The sequence below is a fragment of the Paraburkholderia sp. HP33-1 genome (assembly GCF_021390595.1).
In the GTDB taxonomy this organism is placed as follows: Bacteria; Pseudomonadota; Gammaproteobacteria; order Burkholderiales; family Burkholderiaceae; genus Paraburkholderia.
In genome coordinates, this window is record NZ_JAJEJR010000002.1 from 657,249 (window position 1) to 676,889 (window position 19,641).

The 19,641-nt window shown below is 63.6% G+C and carries 13 protein-coding genes; 7 read left to right on the forward strand and 6 right to left on the reverse strand.

Annotation, left to right across the window (positions count from 1 at the left end; all coding sequences use genetic code 11):
- Window positions 1–135: 135 nt before the first annotated feature.
- From phnE to phnC, 3 genes are read right to left on the reverse strand one after another with little or no spacing between them, the layout of a single operon-like run.
- On the reverse strand, window positions 136–984 hold the full coding sequence (gene phnE / locus L0U81_RS19015) for a phosphonate ABC transporter, permease protein PhnE (RefSeq protein WP_233805071.1): 849 nt from the start codon (window positions 982–984) through the stop codon (window positions 136–138).
- Window positions 981–1,958, reverse strand: coding sequence for a phosphonate ABC transporter substrate-binding protein (phnD, locus tag L0U81_RS19020; protein ID WP_233805072.1), 978 nt, complete (start codon window positions 1,956–1,958; stop codon window positions 981–983). Before phnD ends, phnE begins: the two co-directional genes overlap by 4 nt.
- A gap of 60 nt (window positions 1,959–2,018) precedes the next feature.
- A complete protein-coding gene (phnC, locus tag L0U81_RS19025) occupies window positions 2,019–2,936 on the reverse strand; it encodes a phosphonate ABC transporter ATP-binding protein (RefSeq protein ID WP_233805073.1) in 918 nt (305 codons plus the stop codon).
- A gap of 314 nt (window positions 2,937–3,250) precedes the next feature.
- Here phnC and L0U81_RS19030 point away from each other — a divergent pair, with 314 nt between their 5' ends.
- From L0U81_RS19030 to L0U81_RS19045, 4 genes are all read left to right on the forward strand, one after another.
- Window positions 3,251–4,288, forward strand: coding sequence for a M14 family zinc carboxypeptidase (locus L0U81_RS19030; RefSeq protein ID WP_233805074.1), 1,038 nt, complete (start codon window positions 3,251–3,253; stop codon window positions 4,286–4,288).
- A complete protein-coding gene (locus tag L0U81_RS19035; protein WP_233805075.1) occupies window positions 4,285–5,163 on the forward strand; it encodes an alpha/beta fold hydrolase in 879 nt (292 codons plus the stop codon). Before L0U81_RS19030 ends, L0U81_RS19035 begins: the two co-directional genes overlap by 4 nt.
- A gap of 198 nt (window positions 5,164–5,361) precedes the next feature.
- On the forward strand, window positions 5,362–10,200 hold the full coding sequence (locus L0U81_RS19040; protein WP_233805076.1) for an NAD-glutamate dehydrogenase: 4,839 nt from the start codon (window positions 5,362–5,364) through the stop codon (window positions 10,198–10,200).
- 162 nt (window positions 10,201–10,362) lie between these two features.
- Window positions 10,363–11,268, forward strand: coding sequence for a cation diffusion facilitator family transporter (locus L0U81_RS19045; RefSeq protein WP_233805077.1), 906 nt, complete (start codon window positions 10,363–10,365; stop codon window positions 11,266–11,268).
- Between the two features lie 49 nt (window positions 11,269–11,317).
- Here the strand turns inward: L0U81_RS19045 and L0U81_RS19050 are convergent, their stop codons facing one another.
- The 3 genes from L0U81_RS19050 to L0U81_RS19060 all read right to left on the reverse strand — a co-directional run bounded on the left by L0U81_RS19050 (window position 11,318) and on the right by L0U81_RS19060 (window position 14,107).
- On the reverse strand, window positions 11,318–12,298 hold the full coding sequence (locus L0U81_RS19050; RefSeq protein WP_233805078.1) for an aldo/keto reductase: 981 nt from the start codon (window positions 12,296–12,298) through the stop codon (window positions 11,318–11,320).
- Between the two features lie 289 nt (window positions 12,299–12,587).
- Complete coding sequence (locus L0U81_RS19055; RefSeq protein ID WP_233805079.1) at window positions 12,588–12,893, reverse strand: DUF4148 domain-containing protein; 306 nt, start codon at window positions 12,891–12,893, stop codon at window positions 12,588–12,590.
- A 209-nt stretch (window positions 12,894–13,102) separates the two neighbouring features.
- Entirely contained in the window at window positions 13,103–14,107 is a 1,005-nt protein-coding gene (locus tag L0U81_RS19060) for a LysR family transcriptional regulator (RefSeq protein ID WP_233805080.1), read from the reverse strand.
- Between the two features lie 175 nt (window positions 14,108–14,282).
- On the opposite strand from L0U81_RS19060, the gene L0U81_RS19065 reads away from it, so the two are divergent.
- Genes L0U81_RS19065 through L0U81_RS19075 form a run of 3 tightly spaced genes read left to right on the forward strand, consistent with a single transcriptional unit; the run spans window position 14,283 to window position 19,631 of the window.
- Window positions 14,283–15,149, forward strand: a complete 867-nt coding sequence (locus L0U81_RS19065; RefSeq protein WP_233805081.1) for an alpha/beta hydrolase — start codon at window positions 14,283–14,285, stop codon at window positions 15,147–15,149.
- A gap of 34 nt (window positions 15,150–15,183) precedes the next feature.
- Entirely contained in the window at window positions 15,184–16,404 is a 1,221-nt protein-coding gene (locus tag L0U81_RS19070; protein WP_233805082.1) for an efflux RND transporter periplasmic adaptor subunit, read from the forward strand.
- A gap of 41 nt (window positions 16,405–16,445) precedes the next feature.
- Entirely contained in the window at window positions 16,446–19,631 is a 3,186-nt protein-coding gene (locus L0U81_RS19075) for an efflux RND transporter permease subunit (RefSeq protein ID WP_233805083.1), read from the forward strand.
- The last annotated feature ends 10 nt before the right edge of the window (window positions 19,632–19,641 follow it).

Sequence of the window (19,641 nt, forward strand, 5' to 3'; positions counted from 1 at the left end):
AGCTTTCGGGCGGAGCTTTTGCCGGGGAGGTGAAAGGCAGCCGCAGGCCTGGCGGGAAGATCAAACAGCAAAGGCAAAGCGGTGCGAGCCTTGCCTTCGCCTTTTCAGTACTCCAGACTGCTGCGATCGGCGTGCTCAGGTCACCCGCTCGCGTAACCACGCCGACCCGAGGTCGATCACCGTCACGACGACGATCACCATGATCATCACCGCGGCAGTCTGCGCATAGTTGAACGAACGGATCGCTTCGTACAGCAGGACGCCGATGCCGCCCGCGCCGACCATGCCGACCACCATCGCCGAGCGCACGTTTGACTCGAAGCGATAGAGCGCATAGGAGATCCACAGCGGCAGCACTTGCGGCAGCACCGCATAGACGATTTCGTCGAGGCGCGCCGCGCCGGTCGCGCGCACGCCTTCGGCCGGGCGCGGATCGATCGCCTCGACCGCTTCGGCGAACAGCTTCGCGAGCACGCCCGTCGTATGCACCCACAGGGCGAGCACGCCAGCGAACGGCCCGAGTCCGACCGCGACGATGAACAGCATCGCGAAGACCATTTCATTGATCGCGCGGCAAGCGTCCATCAGACGGCGCATCGGTTGCACGATCCACTGCGGCGCAAGATTGTGCGCGGACATCAGGCCGCACGGCACCGCGCAGACGAGCGACAGCGCGGTGCCCCAGATCGCGACCGATAGCGTGACGTACATCTCGTGCACATAGCTGCGCCATTCGGTGAAGTCGGGTGGGAAGAAGTCTTTCGCGAACTGACCCATGTTCGCGGAGTCGCTGAGCAGATCGAGCGGACGCATGTCGGCGCCGTGCCACGCGCCGCCGAGAACGGTGAGCACCGCGATCCAGCCGAGCAGCGACCACCAGCTGCGCTTGCCGGCTTGCTGTTTCGCTTGCTCAGCCTGCGCCGCCCGCGCGGCGGCCGCTTCGCTCGCGCGCGCCGGTGGCGTGATCAGATCGGCCGTGTTCATTGCTTCGACTGTGCGCTGCTGAGCGCATTGAGCTTCGCGTCGAGCGCGGCCAGTTGCGTCTTGCGATCGCTATCGGACAGATGCGTATCGCTCTCGATCGTCTGCTTCTGCTGGAACAGCACGATCTCGCGAATCGGCAGCAGTTGCTGGTCCGACGATGCCTCGAAGCCGCTGTATTCGGTAATGCCGGCCATCACCGCTTTTTCGTGCGGATCGGTCTTCGCGTAGTTCAGGAAGAACTTGCGCAGCTTGTCCTTCGTCGCTTGCGGCAGGTCCTTGCGCCACACGAGCGGGTCCGACGGAATCAGCGGCGAGGTCCACAACACGCGCACCTGCGCGAACTTGTCCGGATACTCGCGCTTGAGCGTTTCCATCATCATGCTGTTGTTGGTCGCGATGTCGATCTTGTTGTTGACGACCGCCAGCAGATTCGCCTCATGGCTCGACGGCAGCACACTCCTGAACGACGTATTGACCGGCGTGTTGTGCTTCGCAAACAGGTAGTAGCCCGGCACCAGCGTGCCCGACGTCGAGTTCGGATCGCCGAAGCCGAGCGTCACGTCCTTCGTGTTCCTGAACACGTCGTCGAGCGTCTTGAAGCGGCTGTTCACGTTCGTAATAAGCAGCGAGTAGTAGCCGCTGTCGCCGTTGGCGTGCTGCGCTTTGGCGAATACTTCGCCATCCGAACGATCGACAGCTTCGATAGCCGACGCGTTGCCGAAATAGCCGACCTGCACCTTGTTGAAGCGCATGCCTTCGATGATGCCGGCGTAGTCGGTCGCGAAGAATGCCTTCACGTTCAGGCCGGTCTGCTTCTTCATGTCTTCGATCAGCGGTTCCCAGCGCTGCTTGAGCACCGCCGACGAATCGGTCGAGATGATGCCGAGGTTGATGTCTTCGGCATGGGCCGCGGCGACACAGGCGAAGGCGGCAGCGCCGGCTGCGAACGCGATCAGGGAGCGCAGGAATTTCATCGGTTGAGATCCGGTTGGGTGGACGGAAAGAATCAAAAGCGCGCGACAGCGCGGGCGTGTTCAGTTCGACGGCGCGATGCTCAACGCGAACGCATGGCGCGCGCAGGCGGCGCCGGTGTCCGCCCGCGCGGGCGCGGCGGCAGCATCGGGCGCGTCATGTGCCTCGTGTGTTTCGTCTGCGTCATGCGTCGCGTCGTCGAGCAGCTCGCGCGCGTCGTCGCCGTAGAGCTTCTTGAGCAGCGTCGGCGTCAGCGCGCCGGAAGGGCCGTCGTAGACCACTTTGCCGCGGCGCAACGCGATCGTTCGCGGGCAGTACTGCATCGCGATGTCGACCTGATGCAGCGACACGAGTACGGTGATCCGATGCTCGACGTTCAGCGCGCGCAGCATGTCCATCACGCGGCGCGACGATTCGGGGTCGAGCGAAGCGATCGGCTCGTCGGCGAGCACGATTTGCGCACGCTGCACGAGCGCCCGTGCGAGCGCGGCGCGTTGCTGCTGACCGCCCGACAGGTTGGCGGCGCGCTCGCGCGCATGTTCGCCGATCCCGACCTCGTGCAGCGCGGCGAGCGACAGTGCGCGTTCCGCGCGCGGGAAGCGGCCGCACAGCCGCCGCCACCACGGCAGGCGCGCGAGCGCGCCGATCAGCACGTTGGTTTCGACCGACAGCCGGTTCACCAGATTGAACTGCTGGAACACGAAACCGATGTCGCGGCGAATGCTGCGAACTTCGCGCACGATGCGGCCGTTCTGCTGGATCGGCCGGCCGAGAATCTCGATCTGTGAAGGCTGCGCGTCCGACGCGGTAAAGCCCGCGATATGCCGTAGCAACGTCGATTTTCCCGAGCCCGATGCGCCGATCAGCGCGACCATTTCACCGGGCACGACGCGCAAATCGATTTCGTCGAGCGCTTTGCGGCCGTTGCCGAACGTCTTGCTCAAACGTTCGATTCGAATGGCTTCACGGATCGCTTCCATCTCTACTCCCTCGATGCATCCGGACGGTGCCGGCATAGGTGGGGCTCATTCTAGAAAGCGACTGTGACGGTTGAGTGAAGGCATCGCAACGTCTAGACGACTACATCTTTTTGCGTGACTTTTTTCGCTGTGTCATGTGTCGTCAGGATGGCAAAACAAAGTCAGCATAAAGTCAGCGATTCGAACGGAAAGTGACATACGGATGACACGATTCGCGTCCACGCATACGCGCTCGCGCGTGCTGACACGCAGACAGGCTATAGTGCGTCTTTTGCGGCCGCCCTTAATAATCCCGACAACCCGGTCACGCCGTCATGCCGATTCCTTTGAGCTTTCTTCCGGACAGCTTTGCCGAATATGAAGATCTCAAGTCGATACTCGACCAGGCCAGCGCAAGCTTTGAAATTCGCGCCGTCTGCGAGACCGAGGCGCGCGGCCGGCGCTTTTCCGTCTACACCGCGAGCATCGGTTCATCCGATCCGCTCGCGCCGGCCATTGGTTTTTTCGGTGGCATTCACGGGCTCGAGCGAATCGGCTCGCAACTCGTGCTCGACTATATGCGCGCGCTGCTCGCGCGGCTCGAATGGGACGAACTGCTGGTGCGGCAATTGCAGTCCATCCGGCTGATTTTTTTGCCGATCGCGAATCCCGGCGGCATGTGGGCATCCACGCGCGCGAATCCGCACGGCGTCGACCTGATGCGCAACGCGCCGCAAAACGCCGACGCGCGCGTGCCGCTGCTTGCGGGTGGCCAGCGCGTCGGCGCGTGGCTGCCCTGGTATCGCGGCCGCGCGGGTGAGCCAATGGAGCCCGAGGCGGCCGCGTTGCTGCAAGTGGTCGGAACGCAACTCGCCACGCGGCCGCTGAGTATCGCGCTCGATTGCCATTCCGGCTACGGCTGGAGCGACAGCATCTGGTTTCCGTACGCGCGAACCCGCAAGCAGATGCCGCATCTGCCCGAAATGTACGTGTTGAAGACCATGTTCGAACACGCGCATCCGCACCACGGCTACACGTTCGAGCCGCAAAGCCATCAGTATCTGGTGCACGGCGATCTGTGGGACTACGCGTACGACCGCACGCCGGTGCCGAACATCTTCCTGCCGATGACGCTCGAACTCGGCTCGTGGCTATGGATCAAGAAGAATCCGCGCCAGCTGTTTTCGCGGCAGGGCATGTTCAATCCGGTCATGGAGCATCGCACCGCACGCGTGCTGCGGCGCCACGCGAACCTGTTCGACTTCCTCGCGCGCGCGGCATTTTCGTCGCAGCGCTGGCTGCCGCAAGGCAACCGCCGCGACCAATTGCTGCGAAGCGCGCTCGACCACTGGTACAGAACGGATAGCGCATGAGCACGTGGATCCTGCTGCGCGGACTCACGCGCGAAACGCGGCATTGGGGGCAGTTGCCGGCTGCGTTGCGCGAAACCTTGGGTCAGACCTCGGGCGAGTGCTGCCGCGATGCAGCCGCAACGGCAACGAGCGCGGCGGTCCCGGCGAGCGCGACGGGCGTGCGTTTGCTGCTGCTCGATCTGCCCGGCAACGGCGAGTTCGCGCAGCGGCGCGCACCCGCGAGCGTCGCGGGCATGGTCGCATTCGTGCGGCAGGCGGCGCTGCAAACCGGCGTGCCGGGCCCCTACAACGTGGTCGCGATGTCGCTTGGCGGTATGGTCGCGACCGATTGGGCGCAGCGCCATCCCGGCGAAATCGAACGGCTGGTGCTGATCAATACGAGTATGCGGCCGTTCAGCCGCGCGCACGAACGGCTGCGGCCGTCGGCGTGGCCGGGCCTGCTCGGTGTCGCTGCGCATTGGAGCGATGCGCCCGACGCCGAGAGCGGCATCCATCGGCTGACGTGCAATAACGTCGACACCTTGGGCGCGGATCTCGACGCGTGGACCGCGATCCGCCGCAGCGCGCCGGTGAGCCGCGCGAATGCGTTGCGGCAATTGTGGGCCGCGGCGCGTTTTAGCGCCGCGCCTGCCGCGCCGGGCTGTGCGCTTCTGATTCTGTGTTCGCGGGCCGATGGGCTCGTGAACCCCATCTGCTCGGCGAAGCTCGCGGCGGCGTGGGGTGCGCCCCTTCGCGAGCATCCGTGGGCCGGCCACGATCTGCCGCACGACGATCCCGCGTGGACCGCCGCGCAGATTCGCGCGTGGCTCACGCGGCCAGCCGAAACGAGGGATGCGGCCGCGCCGGCATCGGCGGCGGCCAAGCCCGCGCGTTGAGCCGCGCACGGCATTGCCGCGCCGCAGCGAGGCAACGCCTTTCAGCGGCGCTTTCGCGCAGCTTTTACGACCCGTCAGCGGGTATTACCTGACCGCGCGAATCGGCCGTATCGTCCACGGCAGGAGCATAATTTCTGTTCAGACGTTGCCTGCGAATCACGCGACACTCACCATTGCCGCCAGCCAGGGGAGTCGATCATGCAAGCAAAGAATGAAGAAGCCGTCACGCACCTGCTGAACGATGTCGTCGAATTTGCGCGGGGGCGATTGCCCGAGCCGACCTTCAGTATCGTCGAACCCTTCCTGCGGCACTACTACGATTTCGTCGACTCGGGCGATCTGCAAAGCCGCTCGATCGCCGATCTCTATGGCGCGGCTTTCGCTCACTGGCAGACCGCGCAACGCTTCGTGCCGGGCCAACAGCGTCTGCGCGTCTATAACCCGATCCTCGAACAGCATGGCTGGCATTCCGATCACACGGTGGTCGAGATCGTCAACGACGACATGCCGTTCCTCGTCGACTCGGTCTCGATGACGGTCAACCGGCATGGGCTCGCGCTGCATTCGGTCGTGCATCCGGTGTTTCGCATCTGGCGCGCACCGGACGGCAGCATCGCACGCGTGAGCCAGGGCGCCGAAGAGGCAGGCGATACGCGCTCACATCTGACTTCGTGCATCCATTTCGAAGTCGATCGTTGTGGCGATGCCGCAAAACTCGACGCGCTGCGCGACGACATCGCGCGCGTGCTCGGCGACGTGCGCGCGGCGGTGGAGGACTGGCCGAAGATCGTCGAACGCGCGAAGCAGACGATTCAGGATATGAAGATGCGCGAGACCGGTCCAGAGGCCGTTGAAGCGCGCGCGTTCGTCGAATGGATGGTCGCCGATCATTTCACGTTCCTCGGCCAGCGTGATTACGAACTGGTGGAGCAGGACGGCAGCTACGGTTTGCGGGCGGTCGCGGGCTCCGGCCTCGGCATTTTGCGCGATGCGCTGCGGCCGCTCGGCGCGGTGGAAGTCACGCCGTTGCCGCCGGCGGCCGCGGAGATCGTCACCGGATCGTCGCCGATCTTTCTGACCAAGGCCAATTCGCGCGCGACGGTGCACCGACCCGGCTATCTCGACTATGTCGGCGTCAAGCTGAGCGGCGCGGATGGCAAGGTGACGGGCGAAAGACGGTTCATCGGTCTGTATACGTCGACCGCTTATTTCGTGTCGGCCGCGGAGATTCCGATCGTGCGGCGCAAATGCGCGAATATCGTGAGACGGGCCGCATTCCTGCCGAAAGGTCATCTGGCGAAGTCGCTGGTGACGGTGCTTGAAACCTATCCGCGCGACGAACTGTTCCAGGCCGACGAGGACCAGCTGTACGACACCACGCTCGGCGTGCTGCGTTTGCAGGAGCATCAGCGCACGCGGCTGTTCGTTCGGCGCGATCGCTTCGATCGCTTCGTGTCGTGCCTCGTGTTCGTGTCGCGCGACAAGTACAACACCGATCTGCGGCAACGTACCGCAAACCTGCTCGCTGAAGCATTCAATGGCGAGACCGTCGAATTCACACCGCTGCTGTCGGAGTCGACGCTCGCGCGAATTCATTTCGTTGTCCATGCCAAACCGGGCGGTATGCCCGATGTCGATACCCGCGAGCTCGAAGCGCGCCTCGTGCAGGTCGCGCGCCGCTGGCAGGATGATCTGGCCGACGCCTTGCTCGACGCGTACGGCGAAGAGCACGGCAACCGTTTGCTGCAGCATTACGGCGCCTCGTTTCCGGCTGGCTATCGCGACGACTATCCGGCGCGCACGGCGGTGCGCGACATCGAACTGATCGAGCGCGTGCAGGGCAGCGAGCGGCTCGCGATGAACCTGTACAGGCCGATCGAATCAGGACCGCGCGCGTTCCGCTTCAAGGTGTATCGCGCGGACTCGCCGATCGCGCTGTCGCGCAGCCTGCCGATGCTCGAACATCTGGGCGTGCGGGTCGATGAAGAGCGGCCTTATCTGATCGAAGCAGTGGGCGCGACGCCCGCCTGGATCCACGACTTCGGTCTCGAACTGGCCGACGATGCCGAGTTCGACATCGAGCGGGTGAAGGATCTGTTCGAACAGGCGTTCGAGCAGGTGTGGACCGGCACGATAGAAAGCGACGACTTCAATCGTCTCGTGTTGCGCGCGCAGCTCAATGCGCGTGAGGTGACGATTCTGCGTGCGTACGCGAAGTACTTGCGGCAGGTCGGTTCGACGTTCAGCGACGCATATATCGAACGCGCGGTGACGGGCAACCCGGCTATTGCGCGCATGCTCGTCGAGCTGTTCATCGCGCGCTTCGATCCGGCTCTCGGCGATGTGCGCGAAGCTCGCGTCGACAGTTGTCTCCAGGCGATCGACAGCGCGCTCGACCAGGTGCCGAATCTCGACGAGGACCGCATCCTGCGGCAGTTTCTCGGCGTCATCAAGGCGACCAAGCGTACCAACTACTACCGCTATGCCGCTCAGGGGCAACCGAAACCGTACCTGTCGTTCAAGTTCGATCCCGCGCAAGTGCCCGGCTTGCCCGAGCCGAAGCCGATGTTCGAGATCTGGGTCTATTCACCGCGCGTCGAGGGCGTGCATTTGCGTGGCGGGCGTGTCGCGCGCGGCGGCTTGCGCTGGTCGGATCGGCGCGAGGATTTCCGCACGGAAGTGCTCGGCCTGATGAAGGCGCAGATGGTGAAGAACGTCGTGATCGTGCCGGTCGGCTCGAAGGGCGGCTTCGTCGTCAAGAATCCGCCGCCGCAGAGCGAGCGCGATGCGTGGATGCGGGAAGGCATCGCATGCTATCAGACCTTCCTGCGCGGATTGCTCGACGTGACTGACAATCTCGCGTCCACGGACGTCGTGCCACCGCCCGACGTGGTGCGCCACGATCCCGACGACCCGTACCTGGTCGTCGCCGCCGACAAGGGCACGGCCACGTTTTCCGACTACGCGAACGCGATCTCGCAGGAATACGGCTTCTGGCTCGACGACGCGTTCGCGTCGGGCGGCTCGGTCGGCTACGACCACAAAAAGATGGGCATCACCGCGCGCGGCGCGTGGGAGTCGGTCAAGCGACACTTCCGCGAGATGGGCGTCGACACGCAGACCATGGACTTTACGGTGGTCGGCATCGGCGACATGTCGGGCGACGTGTTCGGCAACGGCATGCTGTTGTCGCCGCATATCAAGCTCCTCGCCGCCTTCGATCACCGGCATATCTTTCTCGATCCGAATCCCGATCCCGCCGCGAGCATGGCGGAACGTGCGCGGCTCTTCATGCTCGACCGTTCGAGTTGGGCCGATTACGATCCGTCGCTGATCTCGGCGGGCGGTGGCGTATTCCCGCGCAGCGCGAAGACGATTCCGCTGTCGGCGGCAGTGCAGTCGGTGCTTGGCATCAGCGCGACGGCGCTCTCGCCGGCCGAGCTGATGCGCGCGATTCTGCAGGCGCCCGTCGATCTGCTTTATAACGGCGGCATCGGCACCTACGTGAAGGCGAGCCGCGAAACGAATCAGCAGGCGGGCGATCGGGCGAACGACGCGATTCGCGTGAACGGCGCCGATCTGCGCTGCAAGGTCGTGGCCGAAGGCGGCAATCTCGGCTTGACGCAACTCGGGCGCATCGAGTTCGCGCAGCGCGGCGGCCGCATCAATACCGATGCGATCGATAACTCGGCGGGCGTCGATTGTTCCGATCACGAAGTCAACATCAAGATTCTGCTGGGCCTCGTCGTCGCCGATGGCGAGATGACGCAGAAGCAGCGCAATGCGTTGCTTGCCGAAATGACCGATGAAGTCGGTCTGCTCGTGCTGACGGACAACTACTATCAGACGCAGGCTTTGTCGATTGCGGGCCGTTTTGGCGTAGAACTGCTCGATGCCGAGGCGCGTTTGATGCGCTATCTGGAGAAGGCGGGGCGGCTCAATCGCGTGATCGAATTTCTGCCCACCGACGAAGACATCGCCGAACGCGTCGCGGCGAAGCAGGGCCTGACGACGCCCGAACGCGCGGTGCTGCTCGCGTACAGCAAGATGTGGATGTATGACGCGCTGCTCGAATCGTCGATGCCGGAAGACCCGCTCGTGAGCGACATGTTGATCGAGTACTTTCCGAAACCGCTGCGGCAGCGTTTCCGCGAACCGATGCAACGCCATCCGCTGCGCCGCGAAATCCTTGCAACGCATCTGACCAATGCGCTCGTGAACCGGGTTGGCTGCGAGTTCGTGCATCGGCTGATGGAAGAGACCGATGCGCAGCCCGGCGACATCGTGCGTGCGTGCATCATGGCGCGCGACGTGTTCGATCTCGATCAGATCTGGCGTAGCATCGACGCGCTCGATAACCGCGTCGCCGACGACGTGCAGGCACGTATGTTCGCCGAGGTCGCGCGGCTCGTCGAACGCTCGGCGCTGTGGTTCCTGCGGCATCTGCATTCGGGCGCGGCTGGCGACGACGTGAGCGGCCTGCTCGCGCGCTGTCGCGATGCCGCGCAGCGTCTCGCGCCGCAATGGCCGGCGCTGTTACCCGCCGCGGATCTCGAAGCGTTGTCGGAGCGGCAACGCGTATTCGTCGATGCCGGTGTCGATAGCGATCTCGCGGTGCGTATCGCGAGCGGCGAGGTGTCGGCCGCTTTGCTCGATATCGCCGAAGTCGCGTCGACGTGCGGGCGCAATCTCGAACAGGTCGCGGGCGTTTACCTCGCGCTCGGCACTCTGCTGAACTACAGCTGGATCAGCCAGCGCGCCGCCTCGTTGCCGGCGCCGACGCATTGGGACATGCTCGCGCGCGCATCGGCGCTCGCCGAACTCGCACGGCTCAAGCGCGCGCTGACCACCAGCGCATTGGCCGGCGCGACCGATGCGTCGACGCCCGAGTCGCTCATGCAAACGTGGCGCGACAAACGCGCGGCGCCGCTCGAACGTTATACGCGTCTGCTGACCGATCTGCGCGCGACGGGCGGCGCGAGTCTGTCGGTGCTGCTGGTGGTCGTGCGGGAGATGGGGGCGCTCGAGAGGGCGTGAGTAGAACGAATGGCGTAAAGGACGACTTGGGAACCGGCGGTGCGACGGCGCATCAGGTCCGATGCGTGCGAGCCGATGTGTCGTTGTCGTCCATAATATCGGGTACTTGCCGATCGTTTCGATCGTGCAGTACCCAGCACACTCACGGACGCCCGCCAGCAGATGAAAGAAGAATCGCCGAAAGCCATTTTCTACGCACTCGCCGCCAACGTCGGCATCGCCGTCTGCAAGTTCGCCGCGGCGGCGTTCACCGGTTCCGGCTCGATGTTCGCCGAAGCGATTCACTCCACTGCCGACTGTGGCAATCAACTGCTGCTGCTATTCGGACTGCGCGAAGCGCGCAAGCCGGTAAGCCCTTTGCATCCGATGGGCAGCGGCCGCGAAATCAACTTCTATTCGCTGCTGGTTGCGTTGCTGCTGTTTTTCGTCGGCGGCGCGTTTTCGGTGTATGAAGGCGTGCATCGACTGATCGCACGCGAGCCGTTGCAGTACGCGTTCGTCGCGTTGGCGGTGCTCGGTGTGTCGGTGGTGCTCGAATCGCTGTCGCTGTGGGGCGCGGTCAAGGAGATTCGCAAGACGCATCCGGATAAAAATTTGTGGCGCTGGTTTCGCGAGACGCGCGAATCGGATCTGCTGGTCGTGGCGGGCGAGGATATCGCCGCGCTATTCGGTCTCGCGATCGCATTCGTCGCCGTGCTATCGACGATGGTGACCGGCAATCCCGTGTATGACGCACTCGGCTCGGTAGGGGTTGGTCTTCTGCTGATGACCATCTCGTGGCTCGTCGCGCGTGAAGTGAAGTCGATGATCGTCGGTGAATCGGCAAGCCCCGAAGTGCGCAGCGCGATCGACGCGCATCTGCGTGCGCGTCCCGAGATTCGCGACATCATCAACATGATCACGTTGCAGTGGGGGCGTCACGTGGTCGTGGCAGTGCAGGCGGAAATGATCGACTACCCGAGCGGCCGCGCGATGGTCGATGCGATCAACATCGTGGAGGCCGATCTGCAGGCCACGTTTCCGCAGGTGCGCTGGGTATTCTTCGAGCCGGAAGTGCCGCGCAAGTAAAAAGGCCTGCTGCAGGCAGGCCCGCGAGCGCTGTGCTGACACCAGAAGCTTATTTGAACCCGGTCACCGCATGCGGCACATACAGTTCTTCGAGCCGGCGAATCTCCTCGTCACTGAGTTTCAACGAGAGCGCCGCGACCGCGTCATCGAGGTGATGCAGCTTGGTCGCACCGACGATCGGCGCGGTAATCGGCTTCTTCTGCAGCACCCACGCTAGCGCAACCTGCGCGCGCGGCACGCCACGTTCCTTCGCGATCTCGCTGACGCGCTCGACGACACGCCGGTCCGCTTCCTGCGTTTGCGCGTACAGCGTGCGGCCGAATTCATCGGTTTCCGAGCGTGCGCTTTCGGTGTCCCAGTCGCGCGTCAGACGTCCACGCGCAAGCGGACTCCACGGAATCACGCCGATACCTTCGCTTTCGCACAGCGGCAGCATTTCGCGCTCTTCCTCGCGGTACAGCAGATTCACGTAGTTCTGCATCGTCACGAAGCGCGTCCAGCCATGGCGCTCGGCCACCTGCAGCGCTTTCGCAAACTGCCATGCGTACATCGACGACGCCCCGATATAGCGCGCTTTGCCGGCTTTGACGACATCATGCAGCGCTTCCATTGTTTCCTCGATCGGCGTGCCGTAGTCCCAGCGATGAATCTGATACAGGTCCACGTAGTCGGTACCGAGACGGCGCAGGCTGTGATCGATCTCGGCCATGATCGCCTTGCGCGACAGACCCGCGCCGTTCGGGCCCGGATGCATGCGGCTATTGACCTTGGTGGCGAGCACGATCTCGTCTCGCTTCGCAAAGTCCCTCAACGCGCGACCGACGATCTCCTCGCTGGTGCCGTCCGAATAGACGTTGGCCGTATCGAAGAAGTTGATGCCGTGATCGAGTGCCTGCTTGATGAAAGGGCGCGCGGCTGCGTCATCGAGCGACCAGGCGTGCGTGCCGCGCGACGGCACGCCATAACTCATGCAGCCGAGACAAAGACGCGATACATCGAGGCCGGTGCGGCCGAGTTTCACATAGTCCATCGTGGTGCTCCTGTGGTGAAGCGCACAAACCCGCTGCGAGAGAAGGACCTTCGATTATAGGGAAACGTCGGTAACCGCGTCGCCGCTGGCCGCACTCGCTTTGGGTTGTCTCAATAGCGATGCGCCCGCGAAACCACTCCGCGGGCGCATGACGGCGAGTGCCGTGAACGACGGGCTAACACTCAGCGCTGTGCCGGACGATACGGTGTCCACACGGGCGCGTTGGTATCCCATTGATCGAGTTCCGATGGCGTCATGATGTGCTCCTTGACTTAGGATTTCAAACTCGTTACCGGCCGTTCGCGACGCGCGTCACTTCGCCGTTCGTCCCTTCCTGCAGCGCAATGCGCGCGGCTTGCGTCTGGCCGATCAGGCCTTTGTCCGGATACGAGGTGCGATTCAGCGAGGGCAGTGAGCCGTCGCGATACGCGGCGACCAGTTCGGCCTTGACCTCGGCGCGAGTCTTCGTGCTTGCGCTTGCAGCCGGTTGCGTGTCATACGTTCCCGCGCGGCCAATGCCGCCACCGCCTTGCGCAAATGCCGGAACACTGACGAGCAGCGAAAGAGCCAGGCCTGCCAGCAGATTGCGTTTCATGATCCACTCCTGTCGATTCAATGGCAGCGCGATGGCGCTGCGGCAGGGTGAAATGTAGACGTCGACGCGGTGCGGATAAATCGCGGTTTCGCGAAATGAATAGTCGCGATTCAGGAACAATCGCGCAATGGCTTGAGGAATCCGCGTTATTGCGCGGGTGCCGCGGCATTGGCGCCGCGGCTGGAATTCACTGTTTCACTTCCCGTACTTCATGCGACCCATTCGGTCATCACCGGTGTGTCGAGTGCCGGTGCCGACTCGCGCTCCTCGAAGGTGCGCTTCGTGCACGTCGCGTCGAGATTGCCGCGTCCGCTCAGCAATGGACAACGATCGAACACCTCTGCAATCCAGTCTACGAAAACACGGACTTTCGGCGACAGGTGACGACTGTGCGGATAGACTGCCGAGATCGGCATCGGCAGTGGTTTCAGCTCCGGCAGCACTTCGACGAGCTGACCCGAACGCAGATGCGGCAGCACCATGAAGAGCGCCGGCTGAATCAGGCCGAAGCCTTCGAGTCCGCAGGTCACGTAGGCATCCGCGTCGTTCACCGACACGATGCTCTTCATCTTCACTTCCACCTCGTTGCCGTTCACCATGAACGCCCAATCGATCGTGCGTCCCGTGCGGCTCGAGAAGTAGTTGACGGCTTTGTGATTGTCGAGATCTTCGAGCGAAGCGGGCATGCCCGCGCGCTTGATGTAGTCGGGTGACGCGCAGGTCACGCCCTCGAACAGACCGATGCGGCGCGCGACCAGTGACGAATCCTGCAGCGCGCCGACGCGCACCACGCAATCGACACCTTCCTGCAGCAGATCAACGGGCCGGTCGGTCAGGCCCAGTTGCAAATCGATGTCCGGATAGCGCGTGTGGAATTCGCACAGCGCAGGTATCACGAGCAGACGGCCAATCGAGCCCGGCATGTCGATGCGCAGCTTGCCATGCGGTTTCTTGTTGCCGCTCTGGAAGCTCGCCTCGGTCTCTTCGACGTCCGCGAGAATGCGTACGCAGCGCTCGTAGTACGCGGCGCCGTCGGGCGTCAGCGACAGACGCCGGGTGGTCCGGTGCATGAGCCGCGTGCCGAGAAACGCTTCGAGGTTCTGAATGATCGTAGTAACCGACGCGCGCGGCAGATCGAGCGTTTCCGCCGCACGGGTAAAGCTGTTGGTGTCGACGACACGAGTGAACACTTGCATGGCCTGAAGCCGGTCCATTGCAAACCTCCAGAAGGGGCGGGTGCGCAGGCGGGAATGGAGTCCGCGAAAACAATCGGAAGCTGATTGTTCAAAGGCACCGAATTGTGTTGCCGGATTATAGGCATTTATTTGCGAGTCTGCCGAACCCACAATGCGCACCATTGAGGTTCTATGCGCATTTGCGCGGCACGACATGGATGCATTCAAATCGCCTTACCCGCCTGTTTCCACCGGCGATTTCGCCGAAGACACTGGCGCTCAGGCCAATGACACAACACTCGAAGTCACCGACGTGCAAATCGGTGGGTACGCTCAGCCAATTACGTTGCGTCTGTACCGGCTGACGAAAAAGACCGGATTGCCGGTATTGCTTTATTTTCACGGCGGCGGCTTCACGAAGGGCTCGATCGAATACGCCGACTTCGCCGCGCGGTATTTCGCAGAACACTTACCAGCGCTCGTCGTGTCGGTCGGCTACTCGCTCGCGCCACGGTTTCCGTTTCCGGCCGCGCCCGAAGACGCGCATCGCGCGGCGTTGTGGGTGCAGACGCGGGCGCGGGCATTTGGTGGCAATAGCAGAAAGATCGGCGTGGCGGGACATGACGCGGGCGGCCAGCTCGCCAACTGCCTTGCCTTTATCGCCCGCGATCGTGGCGACGTGCAGATCAGCGCGCAGGCGCTATTCGGGCCGATGCTCGATCCGAGCCTGACGCGACTCGGCGACGAGCAGCGGCTCGGCTCGGACATCACGGCCCGCGAGTGCGCCGCGTGTTATCGCGCGTACCTGCCGCAAGCCTCGCAGCGCATGCATCCGTATGCGGCGCCGCTCGAATCGTCGCGGCTCGCCGGCTTGCCGGCCACGCTGATCGCGACCGCGCAGAACGACGTGCTGCATGTCGAGGCCGAGAAGTATGCAAGCAATCTGATCGACGCGGGCGTGCATACGCAGGTGGTGCGCTATCCGAGCGTGTCGCACGCGGCGCTCGCCGATCATCCGCCCGCATTGCAGGAAGCGGTGCGCTTTTTCCAGTGGCGCTTCGACGCGCGCGCTCATCGATAAACAGAAATTCAATCAACGATACCGGGAGCTACACATGACTATCCTTCCTCTTTCCCGCCCCCGCGTGGCGCTTGCCGCGCTGGTCGTCGTCGTTCTTTCCGGGCTTGGCACGTTCGGCGCGATTAGGGTGAATGCGAGTTCACCGGCCGCGCCGACCATCGTGCCGGAAGTCGACGTGGCCACGGTGGTGCAGAAGACGATAACCGACTGGCAGTCCTATTCCGGCCGTCTCGAAGCCGTCGAAAAAGTGGACGTGCGTTCGCAGGTGCCGGGCACGATCGTGTCGGTCAACTTCAAGGACGGCGCGCTCGTGAAGCAGGGCGATACGCTGTTCGTGATCGATCCGCGCCCCTATGCGGCCGAAGTCGATCGCGCGGAAGCGCAGCTGGCGGCCGCGCAGGCGCGCACCGGTTACACGCAAAGCGACTGGGAGCGCGCGCAGCGGCTGATCGTCGACAACGCCATCGCCAAGCGCGACTACGACGAGAAGCAGAACTCCGCGCGCGAGGCGAGCGCGAACCTGAAGGCCGCCCAGGCTGCGCTTGAAACCGCGCGCATCAATCTCGGCTACACGAAGATCGTCGCGCCGGTGTCGGGCCGCGTGTCGCGCGCAGAGATCACGGTCGGCAACGTCGTGTCGGCGGGCGCGAGCTCGGCACCGCTGACGACGCTCGTATCGGTGTCGCCGATTTACGCGTCGTTCGACGCGGACGAGCAGACCTACCTGCAATACCTGAGCCGCGCGAAGGACGGCGGCAAGGTGCCGGTCGAGTTGGGTCTCGCCGATGAGACCGGTTACTCGCGCAGCGGCACGATCGAGTCGGTCGACAACCGGCTCGATACGTCGTCGGGCACCATCCGTGTGCGCGCGAAGTTCGATAACGCGGACGGCGCACTGATTCCGGGCCTCTACGCGCGCGTCAAGGTAGGCGGCAGCGCCCCGCATCCGGCGCTATTGATCGACGATGCCGCGATCGGCACCGACCAGGACAAGAAGTTCGTGCTGGTCGTCGATCAGGGCAACCACGCCGTCTATCGCGAGATTTCGACGGGTGCGATGCAAGGCAATCTGCGCGTCGTCAAGGATGGTTTGAAGCCGGGTGACCGCATCGTCGTCAACGGCATCCAGCGCGTGCGTCCCGGCGATGCGGTGCGCGCGCACATGGTGCCGATGACGACCGACGACGACCCGAACAGCGCGCCGCTCGCGCAATCGCGTGCCAAGGCGGACGCCGGTGCGAAGGGCAATTCGTGAGCCGCATGCTCCAACCGCATGCTCCAAGTTAAGAGCTTCCAATGAACATATCCAAATTCTTCATCGATCGCCCGATCTTTGCAGGCGTGCTGTCGGTATTGATCCTGCTCGGGGGCATCATCTCGCTGTTCAAGTTGCCGATCTCGGAGTACCCGGAAGTGGTGCCGCCTTCGGTGGTGGTGCACGCGCAGTATCCGGGCGCGAATCCGAAAGTGATTGCCGAGGCGGTCGCCGCGCCGCTCGAAGAGCAGATCAACGGTGTCGAGAACATGCTGTACATGCAGTCGCAGGCGAATAGCGACGGCAATCTGACGCTGACGGTCACATTCAAGCTCGGCACCAATCCGGACCTCGCGACGCAACTCGTGCAGAACCGCGTCAATCAGGCGCTGCCGCGTCTGCCGGAAGACGTGCAGCGGCTCGGCGTGACGACGATCAAGAGTTCGCCGACGCTGACGATGGTGGTGCACCTGATCTCGCCGAACGATCGCTACGACATGACGTACCTGCGCAATTACGCGCTGCTCAACGTGAAGGATCGGCTCGCGCGGATTCAGGGCGTCGGCGAGGTGCAGCTGTGGGGCTCGGGCGACTACGCGATGCGTATCTGGCTCGATCCGCAGAAGGTCGCGCAACGCGGTCTGACTGCCACTGAAGTCGTGAACGCGATTCGCGAGCAGAACATCCAGGTCGCGGCTGGTGTGATCGGTGCATCGCCTTCGGTGCCCGGCACGCAGTTGCAGTTGTCGGTGAATGCGCGCGGCCGTCTGAAGACCGAGGGCGAATTCGGCGACATCATCGTCAAGACCGCGCCGGATGGCGGTGTGACCTATCTGCGCGACATCGCGCGTGTCGAGCTCGCGGCGTCGGAATATGGCCTGCGTTCGCTGCTCGATAACAAGCCCGCGGTTGCGCTCGCGATCAATCAGGCGCCTGGTGCGAACTCGCTCGCGATCTCCGAGCAGGTGCGCGCGGCGATGAAGGAACTCGCCGAAGACATGCCGGCCGGCGTCGAATACCGGATCGTCTACGACCCGACGCAGTTCGTGCGTGCGAGTATCGAGGCGGTCATCCATACACTGCTCGAAGCGATCGCGCTCGTCGTGCTTGTCGTGATCGTGTTCCTGCAGACGTGGCGCGCGTCGATCATTCCGTTGATCGCGGTGCCGGTGTCGATCGTCGGTACGTTCTCGCTGCTGCTTGCGTTCGGCTTTTCGATCAACGCGTTGTCGCTGTTCGGCATGGTGCTCGCGATCGGTATCGTCGTCGACGATGCGATCGTCGTGGTGGAGAACGTCGAGCGCAACATCGCAAGCGGGCTCAGTGCGCGCGATGCGACCTACAAGGCGATGCGCGAAGTGAGCGGGCCGATCATCGCGATTGCGCTCACGCTCGTCGCCGTGTTCGTGCCGCTCGCGTTCATGACGGGTCTCACGGGGCAGTTCTACAAGCAGTTCGCGATGACCATCGCGATCTCGACGGTGATCTCCGCGTTCAACTCGCTGACCCTGTCGCCGGCGTTGTCCGCGTTGCTGTTGCGCAGCCACGGCGAGAAGGAGGACTGGCTGACGCGCGTGATGAACCGCGTGCTCGGCGGCTTCTTCAAGCGTTTCAACAAGGTCTTTCATCGCGGTTCGGAAGCCTACGGCCGTGGCGTGACCGGCGTGCTGCGTCGCAAGGGCGCGATGCTCGCGGTGTACGCGATCCTCGTCGGCGCGACGGTGCTGGTTGCGCGTGTCGTGCCGGGCGGCTTCGTGCCCGCGCAGGACAAGGAGTATCTGATCGCGTTCGCGCAGTTGCCGAACGGTGCTTCGCTCGATCGTACGGAGAAGGTGATCCGCGATATGAGCGCGATCGCGCTGAAGCAGCCGGGCGTCGAAAGCGCGGTGGCGTTCCCTGGTTTGTCGGTGAATGGCTTCACGAATAGTTCGAGCGCGGGCATCGTGTTCGTCACGCTGAAGCCGTTCAAGGAGCGCGGCGACAGGAAGCTCTCGGCGGGCGCGATCGCCGGTGCGTTGAATCAGCAGTACGGCGCGATCAAGGACTCGTTCGTCGCCGTGTTCCCGCCGCCGCCGGTACTCGGGCTCGGCACGCTCGGCGGCTTCAAGATGCAGCTCGAAGATCACGGCGCGCTCGGTTACGCCGAACTCAACAAGGCTGCCGAAGCGTTCGTGAAGCGCGCGGCGCAAACACCTGAACTTGGGCCGACCTTCTCCAGCTATCAGATCAACGTGCCGCAACTGAACGTCGATCTCGATCGCGTGAAGGCGAAGCAACTCGGCGTGCCGGTCACCGACGTGTTCGACACGATGCAGATCTATCTGGGCTCGCTGTATGTGAACGACTTCAACCGCTTCGGCCGCGTGTATCAGGTGCGCGTGCAGGCGGATGCGCCGTTCCGTCAACGCGCCGACGACATCCTGCAACTGAAGACGCGCAATGCAGCGGGCGAGATGGTGCCGTTGTCGTCGCTCGTCACGGTGACGCCGACGTACGGACCGGAGATGGTGGTGCGCTACAACGGCTACACGGCGGCCGACATCAACGGTGGCCCGGCCCCCGGCTATTCATCGGGGCAGGCGCAGGCCGCGGCCGAACGCGTGGCTGCCGAAGTCTTGCCGCGTGGCGTGAAGCTCGAATGGACTGACCTCACCTATCAGCAGATCCTCGCCGGCAACGCGGGCATGTGGGTGTTTCCGATCAGCGTGCTGCTCGTGTTCCTCGTGCTCGCCGCGTTGTACGAAAGCCTGACGCTGCCGCTCGCGGTGATCCTGATCGTGCCGATGAGCGTGCTGTCCGCGCTGACTGGCGTGTGGCTCACGGGTGGCGACAACAACATCTTCACGCAGATCGGCTTGATGGTGCTGGTGGGCTTGTCGGCGAAGAACGCGATCCTGATAGTCGAATTCGCGCGCGAGCTCGAACACGACGGACGCACCCCGCTTCAGGCCGCAATTGAGGCGAGCCGCCTGCGTCTGCGGCCGATTCTGATGACGTCGATCGCATTCATCATGGGCGTCGTGCCGCTGGTGGTGTCGAGCGGCGCGGGCTCGGAGATGCGTCACGCGATGGGCGTCGCGGTGTTCTTCGGCATGCTCGGCGTCACGCTGTTCGGCTTGATGCTGACGCCGGTGTTCTATGTGGTGCTGCGTTCGCTCGCGGGCGGGACGATTCACGTCGCGCAAAAGGATGCGCCGCGCTATGGCGCGCCCGTTACGGACGCCTGAGGAGAAAACA